Here is a 23,482-nt window from a genome sequence, read left to right on the forward strand (position 1 = left end):
TGATGAGTCCATTCCCACTCATTATATGCGTAAACCGGGCTAAGAAGAAGCATGGGGACGGTTCTTTTGCCTCATTCATAAAATAAATGATGCATGAGAACCGTCCCCATGCATCATTCCCATGCATCATTTTACTTTATCTATTTCTATTCAATTCCCGGAAACCAGCCCGGAGTATGGATGATAGCCTGCCACAATGGGTCAGGAACCATTAATTCCTGCTGCTTTCCTTTGTCAATTTTAGTTGCGATTTCATCTTCCTTGCCTTCTGCAACCTTTTGAACCCAATCTGGTTCAATGATTAATTCCCGACCCATTGCAATAAGTGGTATCCCCGTCTCCTTTGCCCTGAGGACATCGTCTGCAGAATAAAGTGAGCCAACACCGATTACAGGTACCTTACTTCCAACGCGTTCCTGTATAATTTCGATTCGTGCCCGGGAATCGTCCACGCCTCTTTTTGGCTTTGACCAGAAATCATTTAATGAAACATGGAGGTAATCAAGGTTCTTGTCAGCCAGCGCATCGATTAGCACCAAAGTATCTGCCATCGTAATCCCAGGTGTTTCTGGTTCTTCCGGAGAAAAGCGGTAGCCCACAATAAAAGGTTCATTTGTATTTTCGGCAACAATCCTTTTCACTTCATCGACAATTGCCAGTGGAAAGGTCAATCTCTTTTCAATGCTGCCGCCCCATCGATCATCCCGGCGATTGGAATGCGGAGAAAAGAATTGTTGAATAAGATAGCCATTTGCCCCGTGGATTTCAACACCATCATAGCCTGCTTCAATGGCCCTTCTAGTTGTTTCTCCAAAAGCTTTAATAATCGCTTCAATTTCTTCTTCCGGCAGTTCTCTAGGAACAGGCTTCCCTGCCCCTTCAGACGGAATGGCACTGGCACTAACAACATCACCATTTGGCACTAATTGAGGAGGAACTTGCCTCCCGCCATGGAAAATTTGCAATACAGATTTAGCACCCTGCTCTTTAATACCTATGGCCAGTTGCCGTAAACTGGGGACTAATTCATCAGAATCAGCGCCAAATTCTCCATTAAACCCCTTACCATTTGCAGTCACATATGTACAAGCAGTGACCACCATTCCTACACCGCCAGACCGCCTTGCATAATATTTAACTTCGGAATCCGAAACTGTCCCATCCTCGTTCGATGAAAAATTAGTCATCGGTGCCATCACTATCCGGTTTTTCAATTCAACACCACATGGTAAAGTAAACGACTCAAACAAAGCTTTAAATTTAGAATTCAATGCAAGATCCCCCAAAATGAAATTCTTTTCATCCATACTTTTCCCTAACAAAGTCAAGTGATGCATGGGGACGGTTCTCGTGGATCGAACCAACACTCCGAATTCTACTTCATTTATTTTTATATCATTTGGGCTCTATTCCCATGATCCCTTGTATGCTTTCCGTAATTCCTCAAGATCAAATTTCTTCATTTTTAGAAATGCTTTCGTTACGCGTGCAAGTTGATCAGGTGTACTTTTGCTCATCATCTCGTCCATCTCCCTAGGCACAATTTGCCAGGATATACCATACTGGTCTTTCAGCCAGCCGCATTGTTCTGCTTCAGGAACCTTAGAGAGCTTCTCCCAGTAGTAATCAATCTCTTCTTGTGTGTCGCAGTATACCATAAATGAGATTGCCTCGTTAAAACTGAATTTATGATCGTGGGCACTATCCATTGCGGTAAACCACTGATCTTCAAGCATGAATTCACTGAACATAACTGTTCCTTCTTTGTCAGGTTCCATTCCTTTAGGATAGCGGGCGATCAGTCCCTGCTTCGCGTCCTTAAAAACTGATAAATAAAAATTAATCGCCTCTTCCGCGTTACCGCATTGATCACTGACAAACAAAAGTGATGGAATTAATGGAGGCCGCTCTTCACCTTCTGGATTGGTTAGGATTAACTGCCATGTCAAACCAAACTTATCCTGAATCCAGCCATACCTCTCACTGAACGGATACTTATCAAGCGGCATTAACGCTGTGCCGCCTTCGGATAATCTGTTCCAAACTTCATCTATTTTTTCCCTCGCGTCTTTATCTCGTGATGGATCAAAATTTACCATAAAAGAGATCGACGGATTGATCTTGAAAAAAGGTCCTGCGCTGATAGCCGCGAACTTCTGGCCCCATAGCTCAAATGAGACTATATCGGAGTCACCTGAGGGTGTGTCGTGAATGGTTGTCACATCTGTAATTTTCGAGTCCGGGAATATGTTAACGTAAAACTCGGCTGCATCTTTTGCCTCCTTGTCATACCATAAATGCGGAACAATTTTTTGATTTGTTTTTGTCAAATCTCTTCCTCCTTTATTCTCTTACGGATGCATGGGGATGGTTCTTTTGTATCAAAATTTTAAAAAAACAAAAATATAATTTTTTTCTAGAAATCCCTTTCCCGAAAACGTACAAGAAAGGTTGTTCCTTCAGTGCTTGTTTGCATATCGATAACGGCTCCATGACGCTCGGCGACACTATAGCAGATGGGCAGGCCCAGGCCAGTCCCGGAATCTTTGGTAGTGAAAAACGGTGTCCCGATCATTTCGATCAGTTCAGGTTCGATACCGGAGCCTTGGTCTTGGATTTCCAGCACTACATCCTGCCCGTCAAGATAAGTTTTAATTGTCAATTCCCCGCCGGCTGCCATCGACTCGAGCCCATTCAGGGAAAGATTAAGAATTAGTTGGCTAATTTCTTTTTCATCAAGATAAAGCATCGGGACTTCCGATAACAGCAAGGAGACCGTTTTATCCGTCAGCAGCGCTTCGGCTTTGATCAAAGGATAAAGCCCCTCAATAATCGGATTCAACCACTGAGATTTTTTATACGATTGCTTGTTTTTCGCTAAATTAAGAAATTCGGAAATAATTGAATTGGCCCGGTCCAGTTCGGACAGCATTAAATCAATATATTGAACGGATAGATTGTCGATGCTTTTCTTTGAAAGCTCCAAAAACCCTTTGACGGTGGTCATCGGATTCCTAATTTCATGGGCAATTCCCGCCGCCATTTCACCAATTAAATTGAGGCGGTCTAGGCGCGCTATTTTCGCTCCCAATTGTTCAAGCTCGGTTACATCAGTTATCACGCTGAGAATGCAGCTTTCACCTTTCACCTCAATGATTTCAGTTGCCAACAATCCCTGCCGCTTCTCTCCTGATTTTGTTAGGTAATGAATCTTTTCATTTTGCGAGGATTCCTTGTGGCAGGCAGGTAAAATCGCCGGTTGCCGGCCGATGACCTCTACTAAGGAATAACCGGTAAATTTGAGCCAGCTTGCATTGACGTCCAGGTACCTGTTGTCAGTCAATGAACGAATTTCAATCAGGCAGGGACTTGATTGAAAAATTTTATAAAAATGCTCCTGCGACAGGCGCAGGTCTTCAGAAAATTGTTTTCGGACTTCAATTTCCTTCCGCAGCTCTTCTTCAAATTGCATCCGTACCTCTATTTCTTTACGCAGCTTTTCGTTGGCAATGACAAGTTCATTCGTCCTCTCTTCCACCAGCTTCTCGAGCAGCTCGTATTGCTGCTTCCGCTCGGTAATATCGCGCAGCGAACAAACGTAGAAATGCTCATTATGGATAACAGCCTCACCGATTTGCAGCTCGACAGGAAAGTGATTTTCGTTTTTATGCTTGGCAACAGCCTCAAGCATTTTCCCGATGGAGGATCCATTTTGATCCCACATTTTCACAAAAAGGTCCTCCATTTTAAGTCCCAAAAAATCCCCCATTGAATAGCCAAATAATTTTTGGGCTGCAGGATTGACCGAGATTATCGACCCTTCCTGGTCAAACGTAATAATCGTGTCAATCAGTGTTTCTTCAATCACCCGGGCCAATTCTTCTTTTTTTTGCAAATCAAGGGTCGTCTTGTTCAGCTTTGCGTTTACATGAAGAAGCTCTTGCTTCCGCTCGATTTCCTTACGATCCTGATTTTGATGGATTTTGACAAACTCCTGCACCTTTAACTTTAATGTCTCCGGATGGAACGGCTTAAAAATATAATCAACTGCCCCTAAATTATATCCCTTTAGGACATGCTCGGTCGTTTGACTGATAGCCGTGATAAAAATAATTGGAACAAACTTTGATTTTTCCCGCGCCTTAATCAATTTTGCCGTTTCAAAACCGTTCAAGCCTGGCATTTGCACATCCAGCAAAATGACGGCAAAATTCTGCCTCAGTACACATTTTAGCGCTTCCTCACCCGAGCCTGCCTTCACTAAACGATAATGGGGCGATGCTAAAACTGCCTCTAAAGCGAGCAGGTTTTCCGGGCGGTCATCGACCATTAAAATATTGATTGGATCCACAGGATGGATATTATGAATGGATTTTACGGTAGAGTTTCTCATCAGAATCGACTTCCTCATAATAATTTGCGATATCGGTAAACTGGATTCCTTCCTTACTTCCCAAGCCAAGGAATCCGGATGCAGACAGACTTTCATGCAGCAGGTGCAGCACACGATTTTGCAGCGATTTATTAAAATAGATCATGACATTCCGGCAAATGATGACATGAAATTCATTAAACGATTGGTCGGTGGCTAAATTATGCTGCGCAAACACTACATTTTCCGTAAGAAAAGAATGGAAGGCGGCGCATGACTCCCGGGCAACATAATATTCGGAAAAAGCACTTGTCCCGCCTGCCTCAAGGTAGTTTTTCGTATAATTTTTCATTTTGTTCAAGGGCATCATCGCTTTTTTGGCCTGGTCCAGGGCCGCCTCGCTAATATCGGTGGCATAAAGTCTAGTTTTTTTATAAAGGCCTTCCTCATGCAGGAGAATCGCCATCGACAGGACCTCTTCACCAGTTGCACAGCCGACATGCCAAATCCGAATCGTTGGATAATTGCGCAAGAGCGGAACAACCTTTGTCCGAAATGCTAGAAAAAACGAAGGGTCGCGGAACATTTCCGTCACATTTATTGAAAAATCGTTAAATAAGCGACGCATCAACAGCGGGTCGTAGAGAATCTTTTGCTGGAGGTCAGAGATTCCTGAGAGCTTCTCCGTCCGGATCCGATGTTCAGTTCGCCGCTTCACAAACGGGGCAGAATAATTACGGAAATCAACCCCATATAAGCGATAAATCCCCTCTAGCAGCAGGTTCATTTCAATCTTTTCAATTTCACTCTTGTCGAATGATATTAATTTTTCCATTTATAATTAAACCTTTCTTATCGATATAGCCAAACTCGCATAATGGAAATAAGTTGCTCTATATGCACGGGTTTGCTGATATAATCAGATGCCCCGGCTTCGATGCATTTTTTTCGATCACTTTTCATTGCTTTTGCGGTCAGGGCAATGATAGGAAGATTCATATATTCAGGCATCTGGCGGATAGCGCGAATCGCTTCAAACCCATCCATTTCCGGCATCATAATGTCCATCAACACGAGGTCAATATCCGGATTTTTTTGCAGGACATCGATGCCTTCCCTGCCATTTTCCGCAAAAACGACGTCAACAAAATAGCTTTCAAGTGCTGTTGTTAAAGCAAAAATATTGCGCATATCATCGTCGACAATCAGGATTTTTTTTCCTTCAAGCGATTCCCCGGTAAAACTAGCCGGCTTTGATTCTTCAACCGTGACGGCCGCCTCAAGCCGTGCTGGTTCATATGCCAAACCAGGAATGTATAATGTAAACGTGCTGCCTTCGCCGATTTTGCTGTCAACCGTCAAATAGCCGCCTAAAAGCTGAGCCAGTTCGCGGCTGATCGATAGCCCCAGGCCAGTGCCGCCATATTTGCGGCTTGTCGTTCCATCGGCTTGTTGAAAGGCCTCAAAAATTAACTTCTGATTCTCTAGTGAAATGCCAATCCCTGTATCTCTCACTGAAAAAGCAATCATGGTTTCGACTTGATTATTTCCCTTTTCCTCTGAAAAAACAGTTTGCTTTGCTTTCTCAATCCGCAGCAAAATCCGGCCCTTTTCTGTAAATTTGAAGGCATTTGATAGCAAATTGGTAAGAATTTGCTGGAGCCGCTGTGGATCTGTATGGATTAGACCCGGTAAAAAACGGTCAAGCTGAATCGAAAAGTCGAGTCCCTTTTGCCGTGCCAGCGGGAAAAATTGTGACTCGAGTGATGCCTTTATTTCTTGAATCTCTGTTTTCTCTAGGTAAATCTCCATCTTACCAGCCTCAATTTTAGAGATATCAAGGACATCATTGATTAACCGCAGCAGGTCATGTCCAGAGGAAAGGATTGTTTTTGCATATTCAACCTGCTTTGGGGTTAGGTTTTGAGCGCTGTTTTCTGAAAGCATTTGTGCCAGAATCAACAAGCTGTTCAGCGGTGTCCGCAGCTCGTGTGACATATTGGCAAGAAACTCGGATTTATATTGGGAACTCATCATTAATTGCTGAGCCTTCTCCTCAAGCATATTTTTAATTTTTTCAAGTTCATGCGTTTTTTTCTCGGAGCTTTTGAACTGCTCTTCAAGCTGTTCATTGACGGTCCGTAATTCTTCCTGCTGCAATTGCAGTTCTTCGGACTGACTTTGCAGCTCTTCGGTCAGGGTTTGTGATTCCTGGAGCAATTCTTCCACCCGCATATGCCTTTGGATACTCTTTATGTTGATCCCAAGATGGCTGACAACTTCCTCAAGGAGTACCTGTTCAAGCCGAGCGAATGGTTTAAATGAAGCGAGTTCAATGACAGCAAGCACTTCTCCCTGATATTCAGCAGGAATGACAAGGATGCTGTTTGGGGACGCTTCGCCAGTGCCGGATGAAATTTTGATATAATTATCGGGTATGTCTTCAAGCGATATCGGCCTTCTGTCAAGCGCACATTGACCGACTAGCCCTTCACCCACAGAGAAACTTTCCCGCCCAACAGGCTCCTCCTGACCGGCATATGACCCATACCTTCGAAATACGCTGTCTTCCTTCATATAAATAAGCCCGTAGCTTGCCCCGACAATAGGCGCCAACCTTGTAATAAAAAGCTGAGCTAATTCATTAAGGTTGTTAATGCCGGGGTACATCGTGGCAATTTCCGCAATCTTCGTATTTAACCAGCTTTGTTCCTCAGCTGCAATTTTTAATTCTTTTTCTTGTTTATGATGTTTCTCAAGCACCTGGGCCATTTCATTATAAGCGATTGAGATTTTCCCAATTTCATCCTTTGTTTTCACTTTGATCCGCGGCAGATGGTCCCCCTTGCCAAAGGCGGCGCTTGTGAAAACGGACATGACATTATTTAAATTTTTAGACATACTCCTTAGGATAAAGAATGTGATCGCTCCGCCCAAGATGAGAACGGCGACAGCATAGCCAAATATGAATTTGTAGGCGGTGGAGGTGGTATTGTTCGACAGCTCAAATTCACTTTGGACTCCATCCTCCTGAATGGTCTGTAAGTAATTGGCATCACTTGTCATTTTATCAATGACATCCCACGTATCATACCAAAATAGGTTCCTTGCTTCTTCGTCTTTGTTTTGTTCCATTAACTTATTGGTCTTTGCCTCCATAGCACGGAGCTGAATACTTAATGATTGTAACTCAGCGATGACTTTCTGAGATTTTTCGCGTTTGTCGAGCTTACGGAGAGTCTCAATCGCTTGATTGGCATTCAAGTAACTTTGTTCCTTATGATCTTGAAATTCTTTTAACAGGTCAGCTGGCGGATTCGCCAAAATGCCCTTGGAATCACTGCGATACCAATTGAGGGAATCTTGGATCTTGTAGGCAGTCTTTGCCAGTTCGTAGTTGTCAACGGCATTCTTCATATTCGTGTTCAACTGATTCATCAGCATCATTAAGAATAATAAAAAAACAATAAACAGGAAAATCAATAAGCCAAACCCTAAATACAATTTTGTTTTAAATTTCATAATTATTTTTTCACCGCTCTGCCAAGTTTGTTTAATGCTGAAAACCATTTCATATATATACTCTAGTTTACAATTAACCTATTGAAACTTACTAGAATAAAAATCAGACTTATCCAAATTATTTTAACAAAAATTTTTAAGAAAATTTGTTTTTTCGACAAAGCTCGAAAAATAATTTTTATGACAAATAGAGATGGCATTCTGTTTTGAAACTTGTCGATAAAAGCCAACCGCAGATCTTCCAATAACTAGTTCAAATCCTACCAATTTTAGGTTATCTAATCCCCTTTTTCTAGCAAATTAAAAAACACACCGCCCAAGGCACTGTACCTTCACCAGGTATCACAAAAAGGCCAGCCTAAAATTTGGCTGACCTTAACCGAAACGGATTGGATTCTATTTTATGGAACCATCCAACCTAATACACTGCTATTTTGCAGGAATGTCATGATACAGACAATAAAGACCAAAACAATACTGTGTTTAACCGTAAAGCGGAACAAGTCGGCCTCTTTTCCTGCCAGGCCTACAGCTGCACACGCTACAGCAATCGATTGTGGTGAAATCATTTTTCCAGTAACCCCACCCGAAGAGTTTGCAGCGACTGCTAATACCGGATCCATACCAAGGTTCAGTGCTGTCACCTTTTGCATTGCACCAAACAAAAGGTTCGATGATGTATCTGATCCAGTGATAAACACGCCTAACCATCCAAGGACTGGAGAGAAAAAGGCAAATAGGGAACCTGTTTTTGCGAGCGTCATTCCTAATGTCGTACTCATCCCCGATGAGTTAGTTACATAGGCATACCCTACAACTGAAGCGATTGTAATGATAGGGAACTTTAGTTCGTTGAGAGTTTCCCCAAAGGTTGCAACCCATTCTTTCCAAGAAATTTTAACGATAAACTTGGTGACAATGGCGGCAATAATGACTGATGTACCAGCTGCACCCAAGATTTCCAGCTTATAAATGGCCGCAACCGGAGCACCGGCAGAATTAATGACTTGGTTGTTTAATAATGGAACTTCAGGCATCAGTGTTAACGCATGTCCAAGAGCATTTACCGCTTTCAAAATAGCGTTTGTTCCTTCATAATGACCCGTCAAAGCCAATTTGACTGTTGGGATTCCCCAAATCGTAATAAATGCAGTCAATACAAGGAATGGTGACCAAGCTTTAAAAATTTGCCCACCTGAGTATTTTACTTGCTGACTATTGGATACTTTAGCAGCAACAGATGCAGCCAGTTCTTGCTCAGATGAAAAGCGGAAAATAGTTTTTGGTTTCCAAAATTTTAAGAAAATTGCTAGGGCAAACAATGACACTAGTGCAGATAAAATATCGGGAAGTTCTGGACCAAGGAAGTTGGAGCTTAAGTATTGAGTTACTGCAAAAGTGAACCCTGTGATGAAAATGGCCGGTAAGATTTCTACTGCTTTCTTAAACCCTGCCATAATAACAACTAAATAAAACGGAACGAATAATGATAAGAACGGCAACTGACGTCCGACCATTTTGGAAATTTCCAATGCTGATATCCCAGTTGGTCCTTCGACGGCAATGATTGGAGTTCCGATTGCACCAAAGGCAACAGGCGCTGTATTGGCTATTAAACACAGGCCAGCAGCGTAAAGAGGATTAAATCCAAGACCCACAAGAAGCGCTGCTGAGATGGCAACCGGAGCGCCAAAACCGGCAGCTCCTTCAAGGAATGCTCCAAATGAGAACGCTACCAAAAGTGCTTGAAGACGTCTGTCCTCGGTAAGTGAAACGACCGAATGGCGGATAATATCGAATTGGCCAGTCTTGACGGTTAATTTGTAGAGGAATACAGATGTGATAATGATCCAGCCTATAGGCAATATTCCATATACGGCACCCTGCGTGGCAGACATGACCGCCATACCGGCAGGCATTTTAAATGCAACTACTGCAAGTATTAAAGCAATTAGTAGTGTTGTTAAACCAGCTAAATAGCCTTTCATGCGTTTTATGGCTAAAGCCCAGAAAAAATATAAAATTGGTATAAGAGCTACCAAAGCGGATAAGGCGAGACTATCCCCCACCGCCGTAAAATTTTGTGTAAATGTCATAGTAATCCCCCATCATAAAAAAATTAAAATTTTCATGTATCGGTCTTATCCCTTTTCAGAACTAGAAATGAATAGTTCTGATGGATAAATCAATAGATTTCTATGATGACTGATTAATATGTAAGTGACTGCGAAACGCTGTTATATCAGACTTTAATTTTTTTTAAAACTTTCACCCCTCTTCGTTTCGTAATAAGAAACAACCCTTAAATTTGTTGCTAAGGACGAAACATGTTATACAACAATAATTCATATGTTATATAACATGTTTCGATCACTCTTTTATTATACGGATTTTTATCTGAATTACAATAATTTTTAGAAAATTGGAATTAAAAATATCCAAAAATAATATTTGACCAGTATATCATTTATACTAGTCAAATATTCTTAGCTAACTCTATTTTCAAAACCCAGTCGTGTTGATATTTGTTTTGCTATGTGCAGCATTCGTGCTTCAAGTCGTTTTAATCGGTCATCCGTCATCCGTATCGTTGGTCCAGAGAGGCTGGCTGCCGCAACAACTTTTCCCGTATAATCAAAGATTGGTACAGCAATGCATGTAATTCCATATTCATTTTCTTCTAAATCAAGTGCGTAACCCTTCCGTTTTACGTTCGCCAATTCCCGTAAAAAGTCTTCTTTATTGGTAATTGTTTTATCTGTGTGCATCGGCATGCCTTTTCGCTCAAGTATATCCAGTACAACATCAGTAGGTTGAAAAGCAAGGATGGCTTTACCAACGGATGTACAATGCATGGGAGCCCTTTTGCCTACTTTGGAATGCAATCGTAACGTTTCAGTACCTTCTAATTTCTCGATATAAACGACTTCCCCTTGATCATAAACAACAAGATGGATAACTTCATTGCTTTCGCTTTCCAATTGTTTTAAGAATGGCTTTGCCTCAGCCCTTAGATCAATGGATTCAAGCAGCTTTGAACTGATATCCAAGAATTTATAACCCAGTTTATAGCGGCCGGTAACTTCATCTTGCTCGATATAACCATACTGGACAAATGTTGATAGGATGCGGTAAACAGAGCTTTTGTTGATATCCATTTGTTTAGCAATCTCTGTCACACCTAATCCGCCCTTTTTTAAACTCACCAAATGAATAATATCCAACGCCCTGCTTACAGATTTGACCATATTCTCTCTATCCATAATTGCTCACCTCAAAATACTGTCCCTAATAGGTTACATGAAAGCATAAATCTTTTACCGGCCATTGTTAGGGATTTAATTAGATTTAACGGATTCTTTTGCCAATACAAATGTATTACGCAATGTCCCAATTTCTTTAATTTCACATTCAATTGTATCTCCGGCACCAACCAGCTCAGCTCCAAGCGGACTGCCTGTCAAAATCACATCTCCCGGCTTAAGAGTCATCACTTTTGTCAAATAAGATACCATTTTTCGGATCGGAATAATCATTAATTCCGTAGCACTATTTTGTTTCTCCACACCGTTCAGGTTTGCTTCAACCTTTACAGCGAATGGATCCAGTTCTGTTTCGATCACAGGCCCGAGCGGTGTGAAGGTATCAAAAGACTTTCCAATTGTCCAATGCCCGTCCTGATGGAAAAATTGAGGGGCTGTTACGTCGTTTCCAACCGTATAGCCGAATACATAATCCAACACCTCTGATTCAGGAACGTTTTTAGCTTCTTTACCAATGACAATGGCTAACTCAGATTCGAACTTTACCTGTTCAATTCCCTCTGGAATGATAATTTCATCCTCCGGACCAATAACGGATGAGGTTGGTTTAAAGAAGAAAACTGGAATTTCCGGAAGCTCGGAAGGCAGGTCTTCAAGCTTAGAAACATAGTTTGCGCCGATTCCTATGATGTGGTTCGGTTCAAGTGGCGCCAGCAATTTTACGTCAGCTACAGAGAAACTGTTCCCAGTAAACTCCCATTCTCCAAACATATCACCTTTAATTTCCTGGATGTTGCTATCTTTTATCACACCTGTATAAACAGTTGAACCTTGTGTAAATCTAGTAAATTTCATTGTGATACTTCCTCTCCAACAGTTTTTTCTTGTTCCATTTTCTTTCGTGCGACTCCTGTATTAATGGCAGCCTCCGCAACTGCAGCGGTTACTGCTTCTGTCACTCTTTTATCAAAAGGATGTGGAATCACATATTCGCGGGAAAGTTCTTCCTGCGTGATTAAGTTGGCAATGGCATAAACGGCAGCCAGCTTCATTTCTTCATTTATTTCAGAAGCATGGACCTTCAGCGCCCCTTTAAAAATACCTGGGAATGCAAGAACATTATTCACCTGATTCGGTAAATCGGAGCGTCCTGTACCTACCACTGCCGCTCCAGCTTCCATTGCCTCTCCTGGCATAATTTCAGGGATTGGGTTTGCCATGGCAAAAATAATCGCATCCTCGTTCATGGTCATGACCATCTCTTGTGTGACTGCTCCAGCGGCAGATACACCGATGAACACATCTACCCCTTTAATCACTTCTGTTAAATCTCCTTGAATATGGCTTTTATTTGTCAGCATAGCAATCGACTCTTTCATCGAATTCATTCCTGTTAGGCGTCCCTCATAGATTGCACCTTTTGTGTCACACAAAATGATGTCACATACTCCCATTCTCAACAGCAATTTTGTAATGGCAATTCCCGCCGCACCTGCGCCATTGACTACTACTCTCGTATCTTCAAGACGTTTGCCAACTACCTTTAAAGCGTTAATTAATCCAGCTGCCGTGACAATTGCCGTTCCATGCTGATCATCATGAAAAACAGGGATGTTCATTTCTTTTTTAAGTCTTTCTTCTATAATGAAACAATTCGGTGCTGCGATGTCCTCCAAATTGATGCCGCCAAATGTTGGTTCCAGTAATTTTACCGTTTGGATAATTTGCTCCGCATCATTCGTATTCAAACAGATTGGAAATGCATCCACATCAGCGAAAGCCTTAAATAATGCGGCTTTACCTTCCATAACGGGCATTGCGGCAGCTGGACCAATATTCCCAAGGCCTAGTACGGCTGATCCATCGGATACGACCGCAACAAGATTTCCTTTAATCGTATAGTCATAGATTTTTTCAGGGTTCAGATAGATCTCTTTACAGGGCTCTGCCACCCCCGGTGAATAAGCCAAACTTAAATCATATGCATTTTCCACCGGAACCTTAACATTGATATTTATTTTCCCTTTTGACTGCTTGTGAAGTTCCAGCGAACTCTCCCTTAGGTTTTGCATAGCCTCAAACCTCCATTTATTTTATAAAAAAAATATGAGTGATGTTGAAAATGGCGGTCTTAGGCTCGGTGCAGTCTCTCATTTCAACGAATAATTTATACTGTTTACTTTTTTCCAAGGCATTCTCATTACAAGAATGCCCCGGAATTCATCTATTCCAATCGATTATTGTTTCACTGCGAACTTAGCCTTTGCTTCAATCCGTCTGCGATGCAGGATTGGCTCGGTATAGCCATTTGGCTGGTCATAGCCTTCAAAAATCAAGTCGCAAGCAGCCTGGAAGGCAACGGAGTCGTCATAGTTCGGAGCCATGTTGTGATACATCTGATCTCCTGCATTTTGCTTATCAACAACCTTGGCCATGCGCTGCAATGTTTCAAGAATTTGCTCTTTCGTACAAATACCATGGTGAAGCCAGTTTGCCAAATGCTGGCTGGAAATTCGCAATGTAGCTCTGTCTTCCATTAACCCCACGTCATTGATATCTAGTACTTTTGAACAGCCAACCCCCTGATCTACCCAGCGGACAACATAGCCTAAAAGGGTTTGGCAGTTGTTGTCAAGCTCTGCCTGGATTTCTTCAGGAGTCCAGAATGGGTTCTTTGCAACAGGAACTTGTAAGATATCATCTTGGAAGTCTCCAGTTTGACGAAGCATTTCATTCTGTACTTCTTTTACATCTACTTCATGGTAATGCAGTGCATGCAATATCGCAGCAGTTGGAGATGGCACCCAAGCTGTAGTGGCTCCCGTTTTTACATGACCGATTTTTTGCTTTAGCATTTCTGCCATTAAATCCGGCATAGCCCACATGCCTTTGCCGACCTGTGCACGGCCCATGAATCCGCTTGAAAGTCCGGCAATCACATTGGATTGTTCATAGCCCTGGAGCCATTTGGATGATTTCATATCATTTTTACGAACCATTGGACCAGCTTCCATGGAAGAATGAATTTCATCGCCTGTTCTGTCAAGGAACCCGGTATTAATAAACACAATCCGGTCTTTTACCTGTTTGATGCATGCCTTCAAGTTCAAAGTGGTTCTGCGTTCTTCATCCATAACACCGATTTTTAAAGTATTGCGCTCAATTCCAAGCAAATCTTCCACGCGGTCAAATAGCTGATTGGCAAAAGCAACCTCTTCTGAACCATGCATTTTTGGCTTTACAATGTAGACTGAACCCTTCTCCGTGTTTTGGAATGGACCATTGCCTAAGAGTGTATGTTTGGCAATAAGGCTGGTCAGAACGGCATCCAAAATACCTTCCTGAATTTCCTCACCATTTGCGTCAAGAATGGCACTATTAGTCATTAAATGTCCGACATTGCGGACAAATAGCAAGGAACGTCCATTTAAAGTGAATTCCTCTTCGGCCGGAGACAGGTAGCTGCGATCCGGATTGAGTGTCCGTGTCATCGTTTTATTGCCTTTTTCAAAAGTAGCTGAAAGTGTACCTTTCATAAGGCCTAACCAGTTGCGATAGACGAGCACTTTGTCTTCAGCATCTACGGCCGCTACAGAATCTTCGCAGTCCATAATGGTCGTAATCGCCGATTCAAGGATCACATCCTTCACGCCAGCCGCATCCGTACTGCCTATCGGATGATTTCGGTCGATTTGGATTTCAAAATGAAGTCCATTATTTTTTAAAAGAATGGCGGATGGATCTTCCTGTGTTCCCTGATAGCCGACAAACTTTGCTTCATCTTGTAACCCCGTCGTTGTTCCATTATTTAATGCAACCTGTAGTTTACCATCTGCTACGGTATAGGAAATCGCTTCCTTATGCGATGCTCCTTGTAATGAAGCCGCTTGGTCAAGAAAATTCCTGGCAAATTCGATGACCTTTGCACCGCGTACAGGATTGTAACCTCCCTCACGGCTGGCACCAGCTTCTTCGCTGATAGCATCCGTTCCATAAAGTGCATCATAAAGGCTTCCCCAACGGGCGTTGGCAGCATTAATCGCATAGCGGGCATTATTAACTGGTACAACTAACTGCGGTCCGGCTTGAACAGCGATTTCATCGTCCACATTTTCAGTTGTAATCTCAAAATCTTCTACCTCCGGTTCAAGGTAGCCAATTTCGGTTAAAAATGACTTATATGCTTCGAAATCAAAGTTCTCATTATTTTCGCGATACCATGTGTTCAGTTTGTTTTGAATATCATCACGAACTGCCAGCAGCTCCTTGTTTTTAGGCGTTAAGTCGCTGATTAACGCTTCAAAACCGGACCAAAACTGATCGGCAGTCAATCCGCTTTCCGGAAGTGCTTCTGAGTTAATAAATTCATAGAGTTCCTGGGCCACTTGTAGATTTCCCTTTTTTACATAATTAGTCATGATGATGTTCCTCCCTTGATTTGGTAAAAGTAATAGTTTCGAAAAATATGTTAATGAATTGAACGGGAACTTCCATGCCGTTAAAATTAGGATGTAATAGCAGTTTCCTTTTCTTTTAGATCCCTCTTAATTTCTACGCATCGCCCCGGCATCGGGAATAGTTTGCCGGCATTTAATAGATTATCAGGATTGAAGACCTCTCGAACATCTGTTTGTGCGATAATTTCTTCATCAGTGAAGACGAAGCGCATTTCTTCTCTTTTCTCAATTCCGACGCCGTGCTCACCGGTGATAGTACCGCCCACATCTGCACAAGCCTGCAAACAGGCACTTCCGGCTACCAAAGCCTTTTCACTTTGCCCGGGAATTCTGGCATCAAAAAGAACTAACGGGTGCAAGTTTCCATCTCCCGCATGAAAAATATTCGCAATCCGGAGTCCGGATTCTTCACTAATTTTGTTAATTCTATTTAGAACTTCCGGCAGTTTGCTGCGAGGGATAACGCCATCCTGTACTAAATAATCAGGAGAGATCGCGCCCATAGCACCGAAACCTGTTTTCCGGTTCGCCCACCATCTGCCGCGTTCCGCCTCATCCTTTGCTGCTCTGACCTCACGTACGTTCCTTTTTTTGCAGACATCTAGAATTTGATTAATTTGCTCATCCAAACCAGCTTCAATGCCATCTACTTCAATCAGAAGCACGGCTTCGATATCCTTTGGATGCCCGACTGGGAAGGCGGCTGCCTCTACCCCTTCAATCGCTGTTTTGTCCATCATTTCTAGGGCGGCTGGTACAATCCCGGCAGAAACAATATCGGAAACAGCCTGTGAGCCGTCTTCCACTTTATCAAAATAAGCCAGCACCGTTTTCTTTGATTCAGGGTTTTTTAGGATACGGACCGTAATTTTGGTAACAATCCCTAATGTTCCTTCAGACCCTGTTAATAGCCCAAGTAGATCATAGCCCGGCTCATCAGGAATGCCGTTGGCTCCAATTTCAACAATCTCACCGTTTGGTAAAACAACTTCAAGACCAAGGATATGGTTGGTTGTTACCCCATATTTTAAACAGTGAGCACCTCCGGCATTTTCCGCAACATTTCCACCGATTGTACAGCAATACTGACTGGATGGATCTGGCGCATAATAGTAGCCCTTATCAGAAATGGAGTTCGTCAGCTTTAAATTGACGAAGCCCGGTTGAACCACAGCGCGGCGATTCTCAAAGTCAACACTTAACAGCTTTTTCATTCGAACTAAGCTAATAATGACCTCACCATTTAATGGGATAGCGCCGCCACTTAAGCCTGTTCCTGCACCACGTGCGAGGAATGGCAGCTGATTTTCTGCGCAATATTTAACTAGGGCAGCCACTTCCGCGGTGTTATTCGGGAATACAACGGCTTTGGGCAAATGCCGGTGTAATGTGAAGCCATCACAGTCATATGCGATGAGATCTTCCTTATTGTAAATAATCGACCGGGCGTCTCCTACGATATTTGCAAGATTTAAAATATGCCGATCGGTTGATTTGATTCCCTTGACCGCCATTAGAGTTCCCCCTTGCCGTCTTCTTTTTGGTAAGCCCAATCGAGCAGCTGAACTGTGTGGACAATTTTTTGATTCCGTCCCTGCTTTTGTACGCCCATCGCCATCTGGAGCATACATCCTGGGTTCCCCATCGAAATCATTTCGACATCTTCAGGGACATTTTGCATTTTGTTTTCAAGGACGGCAGAAGCCATTTCCGGATTTGTAATATTGTAGATTCCCGCACTGCCGCAGCAGCGGTCCGAATTTGGCATATGAACCATTTCGACTCCAGGAATGTTGAGCAACAGGTCGCGCGGTTCCTGACGAATTCCCTGTCCATGCGCCAAATGGCAGGCATCGTGATAAGTAATCCGAGTTTTTAATTCCGCTTTTGGTATTTCGTAGCCTGTATCATAAAGGTGTTTCGAAATGTCCTCTACCTTCGCAGAAAACTCTTCCGCCTTTTCATGCCATTCAGGATCATCCCGGAATAACTCAGGATATTCCTTTAAGGCACAGCCACAGCCAGCTGCATTGACAATCACCTTATCAGAATCCTTAAATGCCTCGATATTTTGTTTTGCCAGTTTTCTTCCCATATCACGGTCCCCCGCATGGACATGCAGTGCTCCGCAGCAGGTTTGGTTCTTCGGAATCGTTACGTCATTCCCGTTACGGGTTAATACGTTAATCGTTGCTTCATTAATATCACTGAACATCACGTCCATCACACAGCCTGTTAAGAATGCCACCTCGCGCTTTGTTTCCCCTTTGGACTTAATGACATTGACATCTTTGTATTTTTTTCGAACAGGCTCTTTCACCTCGGGCATGATCGCTTCCATATCGACAAGATGCTGCGGCATGATATTAATCAGCTTTGACTTTCTTACAACCTTTTGCATACCGCTCTTTTGATAGAATCGCAGCAGGCTTCCAAGTTTATTGAGGCGATTTTGATGCGGGAATAATCCCTGCAGGAACGCCTTGCTTACCGCACCTTTTACGCCTGTTAACGGCATTGCTTGGCGAATCTGGCCGCGGGCCTCTTCAATCAGTCCGCCGACTTCCACATCCGCTGGACAGGCAGTTGTACAAGCACGGCAGTCAAGACAAGCGAAAACAGGATCCATAAACTGTTCATTGAGCGTGAGCCGCCCTTCCGCCACCGATTTTATCAAATGGACGCGGCCGCGCGGGGAGTGCTGCTCCTGACCAGTAATTTCATAAGTTGGGCATGATTCCAAACACATACCACAATGTACACAATCTGCCCATTTGCTTTCATCTGGGTGATCCTTAGGCAGATAATTGCTTAAACTAGTTGTGCATGCTGGGTCTTTCTTTAAATCTGCTTCTATAAGACTCATCATTAAATCCCTCCCACAAATCGTTTAGGATTAAGAACTCTATTTGGGTCAACCTTGGATTTGATCCCTTCTAATAGGAAGAAATGTGATGGCTTTTTACCCCAGGTGTCAACTTCCTGTCTTAAGGCAAAAGGTAAATGATTAATGACGGTGTACCCGCCAAGTTTTGTGGACAATTCTCTTGTTTGCTGAATGGCTGAAATGATATCGTCCTTTGAACCGCTAAGGTTAATTTGACATAGGCCATGGCCTAATCCGCCATGCGCTTCGACATCTAAGTTGTGAGAATCAATAAGGAGATGACTTTCTTTTACGACGTGCGATACATCCATGTTAATGACACCAATTTTCAAAGAAGCCTGTGTTGAATCTGTGGAGGAGTTTGGTGAAAGTGTGTAAAATTTGTTCCAAAAAGACTGCGCTTCTTGTTGAGAAAGAACTTTCAATTCTGAATGGGCCGGCTGAATGCTTTGGATAAAGCTCTCTTGATAGCGTACCGATGTTTCAACATCCTCAAGACCAACCGCGATTGTGTAACAGCTTTGACCAATCAATCTTTCTGACAACGCCGGACTAAGCAATTCCAGCGTTACGGGTTCCATCGTAGAATCTAGAAGCTTGGTAGCAAACGCCCTGATTTCTTCCATATTTCCTTGTGGGAATAATACTAAATTCAAACTTTCATATTTAGGCAGAGGGCGAAGCTTTACGGTTACTTCAGATACCACACCCAACGTACCCATCGAACCGATAAACAATTTATTCATATCATAACCGGCGACGTTTTTGACCACTCTTCCGCCTGAACGAATCACTTTACCATCTGGATAAACGATTCTTAGCCCAATGACAACATCTCTTGAAGAGCCATAACCCAATCTTTTGGGGCCGCTATCATTCGCTGCGATAATCCCCCCAATCGTTGCAGATTCTGGGCAATAAGGATCGAGTGAAATTTTTTGCTTAAACTGTGCCAAATACTCCTGCAATTCCTTGAAATTGGTACCGGCCTTAACAGTTAACGTCATATCGCCGACGACATGTTCTACAATACCCTTATAGTTTGATAGCGAAAGTAAAATATCGGCTGTTTGGGTTAAACCGCCAAATCCCTTTTTGGTTCCATTGCCTTCTACGTTTACCTTTTTACCATTATCATTGGCAAATTTAAGAATGCTTGCTATTTCTTCTTCTGTTTGCGGAAACACCTTGACTGTGCCGCTATTTCCCAGCGGATGGTTTTTATCACCTTCGATGACTCGCTCTGGTGATAAAATGGCCTGTAACTCTGTTAAAAGTTCTGTGGTAATCACTACCAACACCTCCTAGTTGCATAATAAGCAACTTAGTTTCTGCTATTTCTTAAAAAAAATGAAATCACTTTGTCGGTCAGCTTAGCCTACTGTAAGACAAGACTGTTCAAAAGCTCTTTCTCGACGTAATCCAAGTGTTCCATCATCGTCTGTTTCGCATTCTCAGGTTTTCCTAGCTTAATGGATTCATAGATTTTAAAATGTTGTATTTCCATCATCTGAGCAGTGGTTGGGTTTTTCTTAATATAGTGGTGAAAATCAATCATGGCGTTCTTCATCGTTGTTGAGATAAATTCTAAAAGTTGAATAATGATTTCATTTCCTGCCGCTTTGGCAATGGCTGTATGTAACAGATAATCTGAATCCCACCCATTCATAGTTGGATTGGCGAAGATTTCTGCCATTAACTGCAGATCTTCTTCTTTTCTATGTATAGCGGCAAGTTCAGCAATCCCTGGTTCTAAGATCTTTCTAACCTGATAAAGTTGACTGATATCTCTTGGTTGGGTAAGCAGCAAATGACTGTTGAAGAGTCTCGTTGAGTCAAATTCCAAAATATATGTTCCTTCTCCTTGCTTTACATCGACAATACCTTTACCTTTTAAAGTCGTAATAGCATCACGGACTGCGGAACGGCCAACACCAAACATTTCACATAGTTCCCTGACCGAAGGAAGCTTTTCTCCCACCTGAAACGTACCGGATCTAATCATCTCCTCGATTTGCTCAGCAACAGAATCGGACACTTTCTTAGTCGAGATCTTTTGTATATGCAAACATCTCCCCCCTTCCTTTCAGATATCACATATCTGACAAGTGACAACGATTACCTATATTAAACCATCTTTAACAAAAAAGTTCAATTAATTTTCTGAATAAATTATTTTTTTATAAAATTCAGTAATGATGCATAGGGACGGTTCTCATGCATCATTACTGAATAAATTGCCAACAAAAAAAGAAATGAAGCACGGGGACGGTTCTATTGCCTCAAATGATGGGCGGAGACGGCTCAAGACTAAGAAGGTTCGGACAGTTCCGATTCTTTTTTAAGCGATTTTGTCCGAAGGTTGCACAAGTTCGGACGCTTCCACCCCTTTTTCACCCAATTTTGTCCGAAGACTGCACATCAAGTACTTCAGACTTTTTAAAAACCCTTGGTAGAGAGTATTTCCAAGTGATCTTGGACGATATTACTGCATCAAAATTTCAGTCATTACGCTTTACTTCACAAAAAAAGACAACCATTTCAGGTTGTCTTTTTGTTTGCCCGGCAGCGTCCTACTCTCACAGGGGCTTTTGCCCCAACTACCATTGGCGCTGAGAAGCTTAACTTCCGTGTTCGGGATGGGAACGGGTGTGACCTTCTCGCCATTGCTACCAGACATGTTTTATTTGGGAATAATACCGGTGGTCGGGGTCGAACCGACACTCCTCACGGAACACGATTTTGAGTCGTGCGCGTCTGCCAATTCCGCCACACCGGCATGATTTGGAGGCGGCAACCGGATTCGAACCGGTGGTAAAGGTGTTGCAGACCTGTGCCTTACCACTTGGCTATGCCGCCATATTTTTGGAGCGGAAGACGGGATTCGAACCCGCGACCCCCACCTTGGCAAGGTGGTGTTCTACCACTGAACTACTTCCGCATATTGGCTGGGCTAGCAGGATTTGAACCTACGAATGACGGAGTCAAAGTCCGTTGCCTTACCGCTTGGCTATAGCCCAATAATGGAGCGGGTGATGGGAATCGAACCCACAACAACAGCTTGGAAGGCTGTGGTTTTACCACTAAACTACACCCGCAATAGATGGGGCGGCTGATGGGAATCGAACCCACGAATGTCGGAACCACAATCCGATGCGTTAACCACTTCGCCACAACCGCCGTGATGTTTTTAAAAATAAAGGTGGCTCAGGACGGAATCGAACCGCCGACACAAGGATTTTCAGTCCTTTGCTCTACCGACTGAGNACAGGATTTGAACCTGTGACCTTCGGGTTATGAGCCCGACGAGCTACCGGACTGCTCCACCCCGCGATAATAAGAAAGTATTAAGTTTACGCCATGCTAAAAGCTAACGCCTGACTGTATTAATCTTCAAAAGCATATTCAAGAAAGAGTTCAATTGATACACTCTAAATAAATAACAGTCTTATGGCGGAGGAAGCGGGATTCGAACCCCCGCGCGGTTTAACCCGCCTGTCGGTTTTCAAGACCGATCCCTTCAGCCGGACTTGGGTATTCCTCCGTAAAACATATTTGGTAGCGGCGGAGGGGATCGAACCCCCGACCTTACGGGTATGAACCGTACGCTCTAGCCAGCTGAGCTACACCGCCAACATTCATTTATAATATTCAATGGTGGAGCCTAGCGGGATCGAACCGCTGACCTCCTGCGTGCAAAGCAGGCGCTCTCCCAGCTGAGCTAAGGCCCCAAATAAACAATGGTCGGGAAAACAGGATTCGAACCTGCGACCCCTTGGTCCCAAACCAAGTGCTCTACCAAGCTGAGCTATTTCCCGGTAGTGTTGATAATTTATATGGCGCGCCCGACAGGAGTCGAACCCATAACCTTCTGATCCGTAGTCAGACGCTCTATCCAATTGAGCTACGGGCGCATTATTTGTTATTTTGAAAAATTGGAGCCTACCACTGAACTACCTCCGCAAATAAATGGTGCGGGTGAAGGGAGTCGAACCCCCACGCCCGAAGGCGCCAGATCCTAAGTCTGGTGCGTCTGCCAATTCCGCCACACCCGCAAAAGAAGTAATTATTTGAAGTGGTGCCGGCTAAAGGACTTGAACCCTCAACCTACTGATTACAAGTCAGTTGCTCTACCAATTGAGCTAAGCCGGCATATATGGTGGAGGATGACGGGATCGAACCGCCGACCCTCTGCTTGTAAGGCAGATGCTCTCCCAGCTGAGCTAATCCTCCATTTATGTGGTGACCCCTACGGGATTCGAACCCGTGTTACCGCCGTGAAAGGGCGGTGTCTTAACCGCTTGACCAAGGGGCCATTTAGAAAAATTTTATTATGGCGGAGAGCAAGGGATTTGAACCCTTGATACGCGGTTAACGTATACACGATTTCCAATCGTGCTCCTTCGGCCACTCGGACAGCTCTCCATAATATGAAAGAAACGACAGTAAATATCTTCGCACATCTCTACTTTCTTAACAATGACTAATTTCTTCCAAATTCATTATGGGGGAAGAAAAAAGACAGAAAGTAAAATTTCTGTCTTAGCCCGGCAGCGTCCTACTCTCACAGGGACTTGCGTCCCAACTACCATCGGCGCTGAGAAGCTTAACTTCCGTGTTCGGGATGGGAACGGGTGTGACCTTCTCGCCATTGCTACCGGACCTATTGAATTAGAGGTTTCATTCCCTCAAAACTAGATAACGTAGAAGAAGTGTATAAGAACGAGTTGCCATTTTACATTGATGATTGTCTAGCTCCAGCGTCCAGCAACTAGTGTCCTTCGGTCTTTTCCCTACGATAAGTCAACATCGATTCGCTTCGCTCATCGTGTTTCCTTTATCTCGGTCAAAGCCCTCCAGGCCATACGTTGCTAACCGGCCGCTTCCGCTTTTCGATTTTGGTTAAGTCCTCGATCGATTAGTATCAGTCAGCTCCACACGTCACCGCGCTTCCACCTCTGACCTATCAACCTGATCATCT

General features: G+C 43.3%; 14 protein-coding genes, 17 tRNA genes and 3 rRNA genes. All 34 read right to left on the reverse strand.

What is annotated here, in order from left to right:
* Positions 1–146: 146 nt before the first annotated feature.
* Positions 147–1,271: an NADH-dependent flavin oxidoreductase gene (locus ACFPA1_RS10415; RefSeq protein WP_378582623.1), complete on the reverse strand. Its 1,125-nt coding sequence runs from the start codon at positions 1,269–1,271 to the stop codon at positions 147–149.
* Between the two features lie 135 nt (positions 1,272–1,406).
* Positions 1,407–2,330 (reverse strand): VOC family protein, encoded by a 924-nt coding sequence (locus tag ACFPA1_RS10420; RefSeq protein WP_378582625.1) that lies wholly within the window; start codon positions 2,328–2,330, stop codon positions 1,407–1,409.
* Positions 2,331–2,416: 86 nt separating this feature from the next.
* Positions 2,417–4,393 carry a PAS domain S-box protein gene (locus ACFPA1_RS10425; RefSeq protein WP_213141218.1) on the reverse strand — a complete coding sequence of 659 codons (1,977 nt, stop codon included), beginning with the start codon at positions 4,391–4,393 and terminating at the stop codon, positions 2,417–2,419.
* Positions 4,362–5,207, reverse strand: a complete 846-nt coding sequence (locus tag ACFPA1_RS10430) for a CheR family methyltransferase (RefSeq protein ID WP_213139850.1) — start codon at positions 5,205–5,207, stop codon at positions 4,362–4,364. Before ACFPA1_RS10430 ends, ACFPA1_RS10425 begins: the two co-directional genes overlap by 32 nt.
* A gap of 17 nt (positions 5,208–5,224) precedes the next feature.
* Positions 5,225–7,894 carry a response regulator gene (locus ACFPA1_RS10435; protein ID WP_378582628.1) on the reverse strand — a complete coding sequence of 890 codons (2,670 nt, stop codon included), beginning with the start codon at positions 7,892–7,894 and terminating at the stop codon, positions 5,225–5,227.
* Between the two features lie 401 nt (positions 7,895–8,295).
* The gene (locus ACFPA1_RS10440) at positions 8,296–9,990 is read right to left on the reverse strand and encodes an L-lactate permease (RefSeq protein ID WP_378582629.1); all 1,695 of its coding nucleotides are present in this window, start codon (positions 9,988–9,990) and stop codon (positions 8,296–8,298) included.
* Between the two features lie 390 nt (positions 9,991–10,380).
* On the reverse strand, positions 10,381–11,157 hold the full coding sequence (locus tag ACFPA1_RS10445; protein ID WP_213139848.1) for an IclR family transcriptional regulator: 777 nt from the start codon (positions 11,155–11,157) through the stop codon (positions 10,381–10,383).
* 75 nt (positions 11,158–11,232) lie between these two features.
* The gene (locus ACFPA1_RS10450) at positions 11,233–12,012 is read right to left on the reverse strand and encodes a fumarylacetoacetate hydrolase family protein (protein WP_213139847.1); all 780 of its coding nucleotides are present in this window, start codon (positions 12,010–12,012) and stop codon (positions 11,233–11,235) included.
* Positions 12,009–13,229, reverse strand: a complete 1,221-nt coding sequence (locus ACFPA1_RS10455; RefSeq protein ID WP_378582632.1) for an NAD(P)-dependent malic enzyme — start codon at positions 13,227–13,229, stop codon at positions 12,009–12,011. Before ACFPA1_RS10455 ends, ACFPA1_RS10450 begins: the two co-directional genes overlap by 4 nt.
* 165 nt (positions 13,230–13,394) lie before the next feature.
* On the reverse strand, positions 13,395–15,575 hold the full coding sequence (locus tag ACFPA1_RS10460; RefSeq protein WP_378582634.1) for a malate synthase G: 2,181 nt from the start codon (positions 15,573–15,575) through the stop codon (positions 13,395–13,397).
* An 86-nt stretch (positions 15,576–15,661) separates the two neighbouring features.
* Positions 15,662–17,128: an FAD-linked oxidase C-terminal domain-containing protein gene (locus ACFPA1_RS10465; RefSeq protein WP_378582637.1), complete on the reverse strand. Its 1,467-nt coding sequence runs from the start codon at positions 17,126–17,128 to the stop codon at positions 15,662–15,664.
* Positions 17,128–18,480 carry a (Fe-S)-binding protein gene (locus tag ACFPA1_RS10470; protein ID WP_378582646.1) on the reverse strand — a complete coding sequence of 451 codons (1,353 nt, stop codon included), beginning with the start codon at positions 18,478–18,480 and terminating at the stop codon, positions 17,128–17,130. The genes ACFPA1_RS10465 and ACFPA1_RS10470 overlap by 1 nt, the downstream gene beginning before the upstream one ends.
* A gap of 2 nt (positions 18,481–18,482) precedes the next feature.
* Positions 18,483–19,793 (reverse strand): FAD-binding oxidoreductase, encoded by a 1,311-nt coding sequence (locus tag ACFPA1_RS10475; RefSeq protein ID WP_378582639.1) that lies wholly within the window; start codon positions 19,791–19,793, stop codon positions 18,483–18,485.
* An 86-nt stretch (positions 19,794–19,879) separates the two neighbouring features.
* On the reverse strand, positions 19,880–20,569 hold the full coding sequence (locus ACFPA1_RS10480) for a FadR/GntR family transcriptional regulator (RefSeq protein WP_378582641.1): 690 nt from the start codon (positions 20,567–20,569) through the stop codon (positions 19,880–19,882).
* A gap of 492 nt (positions 20,570–21,061) precedes the next feature.
* Positions 21,062–21,178 (reverse strand): 5S ribosomal RNA (gene rrf, locus ACFPA1_RS10485).
* A 20-nt stretch (positions 21,179–21,198) separates the two neighbouring features.
* A tRNA-Leu gene (locus ACFPA1_RS10490) sits at positions 21,199–21,280 on the reverse strand.
* A 6-nt stretch (positions 21,281–21,286) separates the two neighbouring features.
* Positions 21,287–21,360 (reverse strand) — tRNA-Cys (locus tag ACFPA1_RS10495).
* A 7-nt stretch (positions 21,361–21,367) separates the two neighbouring features.
* Positions 21,368–21,442 (reverse strand) — tRNA-Gly (locus tag ACFPA1_RS10500).
* A 4-nt stretch (positions 21,443–21,446) separates the two neighbouring features.
* Positions 21,447–21,521, reverse strand: a tRNA-Gln gene (locus ACFPA1_RS10505).
* Positions 21,522–21,525: 4 nt separating this feature from the next.
* A tRNA-Gly gene (locus ACFPA1_RS10510) sits at positions 21,526–21,599 on the reverse strand.
* Positions 21,600–21,605: 6 nt separating this feature from the next.
* Positions 21,606–21,681: transfer RNA gene (locus tag ACFPA1_RS10515), tRNA-His, on the reverse strand.
* An 82-nt stretch (positions 21,682–21,763) separates the two neighbouring features.
* Positions 21,764–21,830 (reverse strand) — tRNA-Met (locus tag ACFPA1_RS10520).
* 122 nt (positions 21,831–21,952) lie between these two features.
* Positions 21,953–22,045, reverse strand: a tRNA-Ser gene (locus ACFPA1_RS10525).
* 12 nt (positions 22,046–22,057) lie between these two features.
* A tRNA-Met gene (locus tag ACFPA1_RS10530) sits at positions 22,058–22,134 on the reverse strand.
* Between the two features lie 22 nt (positions 22,135–22,156).
* Positions 22,157–22,232: transfer RNA gene (locus tag ACFPA1_RS10535), tRNA-Ala, on the reverse strand.
* A gap of 10 nt (positions 22,233–22,242) precedes the next feature.
* Positions 22,243–22,319, reverse strand: a tRNA-Pro gene (locus ACFPA1_RS10540).
* Positions 22,320–22,338: 19 nt separating this feature from the next.
* Positions 22,339–22,415, reverse strand: a tRNA-Arg gene (locus tag ACFPA1_RS10545).
* 56 nt (positions 22,416–22,471) lie between these two features.
* Positions 22,472–22,556 (reverse strand) — tRNA-Leu (locus ACFPA1_RS10550).
* Positions 22,557–22,577: 21 nt separating this feature from the next.
* Positions 22,578–22,653: transfer RNA gene (locus ACFPA1_RS10555), tRNA-Thr, on the reverse strand.
* A 5-nt stretch (positions 22,654–22,658) separates the two neighbouring features.
* Positions 22,659–22,734: transfer RNA gene (locus ACFPA1_RS10560), tRNA-Val, on the reverse strand.
* A 7-nt stretch (positions 22,735–22,741) separates the two neighbouring features.
* A tRNA-Glu gene (locus ACFPA1_RS10565) sits at positions 22,742–22,816 on the reverse strand.
* A 19-nt stretch (positions 22,817–22,835) separates the two neighbouring features.
* Positions 22,836–22,926 (reverse strand) — tRNA-Ser (locus tag ACFPA1_RS10570).
* A 120-nt stretch (positions 22,927–23,046) separates the two neighbouring features.
* Positions 23,047–23,163, reverse strand: a 5S ribosomal RNA gene (gene rrf, locus ACFPA1_RS10575).
* Positions 23,164–23,399: 236 nt separating this feature from the next.
* Positions 23,400–23,482 (reverse strand): 23S ribosomal RNA (locus tag ACFPA1_RS10580); the annotation flags it as partial.

The organism is Neobacillus sp. GCM10023253 (genome assembly GCF_042653105.1).
GTDB classification, from domain to species: Bacteria; Bacillota; Bacilli; order Bacillales; family Cytobacillaceae; genus Neobacillus; species Neobacillus citreus.

Bases quoted from the DNA above. Each gene is read 5' to 3' on its own strand.
- ACFPA1_RS10425 (WP_213141218.1), bottom strand. From the start codon at position 4,393: ATGAGAAACTCTACCGTAAAATCCATTCATAATATCCATCCTGTGGAT.
- ACFPA1_RS10430 (WP_213139850.1), bottom strand. From the start codon at position 5,207: ATGGAAAAATTAATATCATTCGACAAGAGTGAAATTGAAAAGATTGAA.
- ACFPA1_RS10435 (WP_378582628.1), bottom strand. From the start codon at position 7,894: ATGAAATTTAAAACAAAATTGTATTTAGGGTTTGGCTTATTGATTTTC.
- ACFPA1_RS10440 (WP_378582629.1), bottom strand. From the start codon at position 9,990: ATGACATTTACACAAAATTTTACGGCGGTGGGGGATAGTCTCGCCTTA.
- ACFPA1_RS10445 (WP_213139848.1), bottom strand. From the start codon at position 11,157: ATGGATAGAGAGAATATGGTCAAATCTGTAAGCAGGGCGTTGGATATT.
- ACFPA1_RS10450 (WP_213139847.1), bottom strand. From the start codon at position 12,012: ATGAAATTTACTAGATTTACACAAGGTTCAACTGTTTATACAGGTGTG.
- ACFPA1_RS10455 (WP_378582632.1), bottom strand. From the start codon at position 13,229: ATGCAAAACCTAAGGGAGAGTTCGCTGGAACTTCACAAGCAGTCAAAA.
- ACFPA1_RS10460 (WP_378582634.1), bottom strand. From the start codon at position 15,575: ATGACTAATTATGTAAAAAAGGGAAATCTACAAGTGGCCCAGGAACTC.
- ACFPA1_RS10465 (WP_378582637.1), bottom strand. From the start codon at position 17,128: ATGGCGGTCAAGGGAATCAAATCAACCGATCGGCATATTTTAAATCTT.
- ACFPA1_RS10470 (WP_378582646.1), bottom strand. From the start codon at position 18,480: ATGAGTCTTATAGAAGCAGATTTAAAGAAAGACCCAGCATGCACAACT.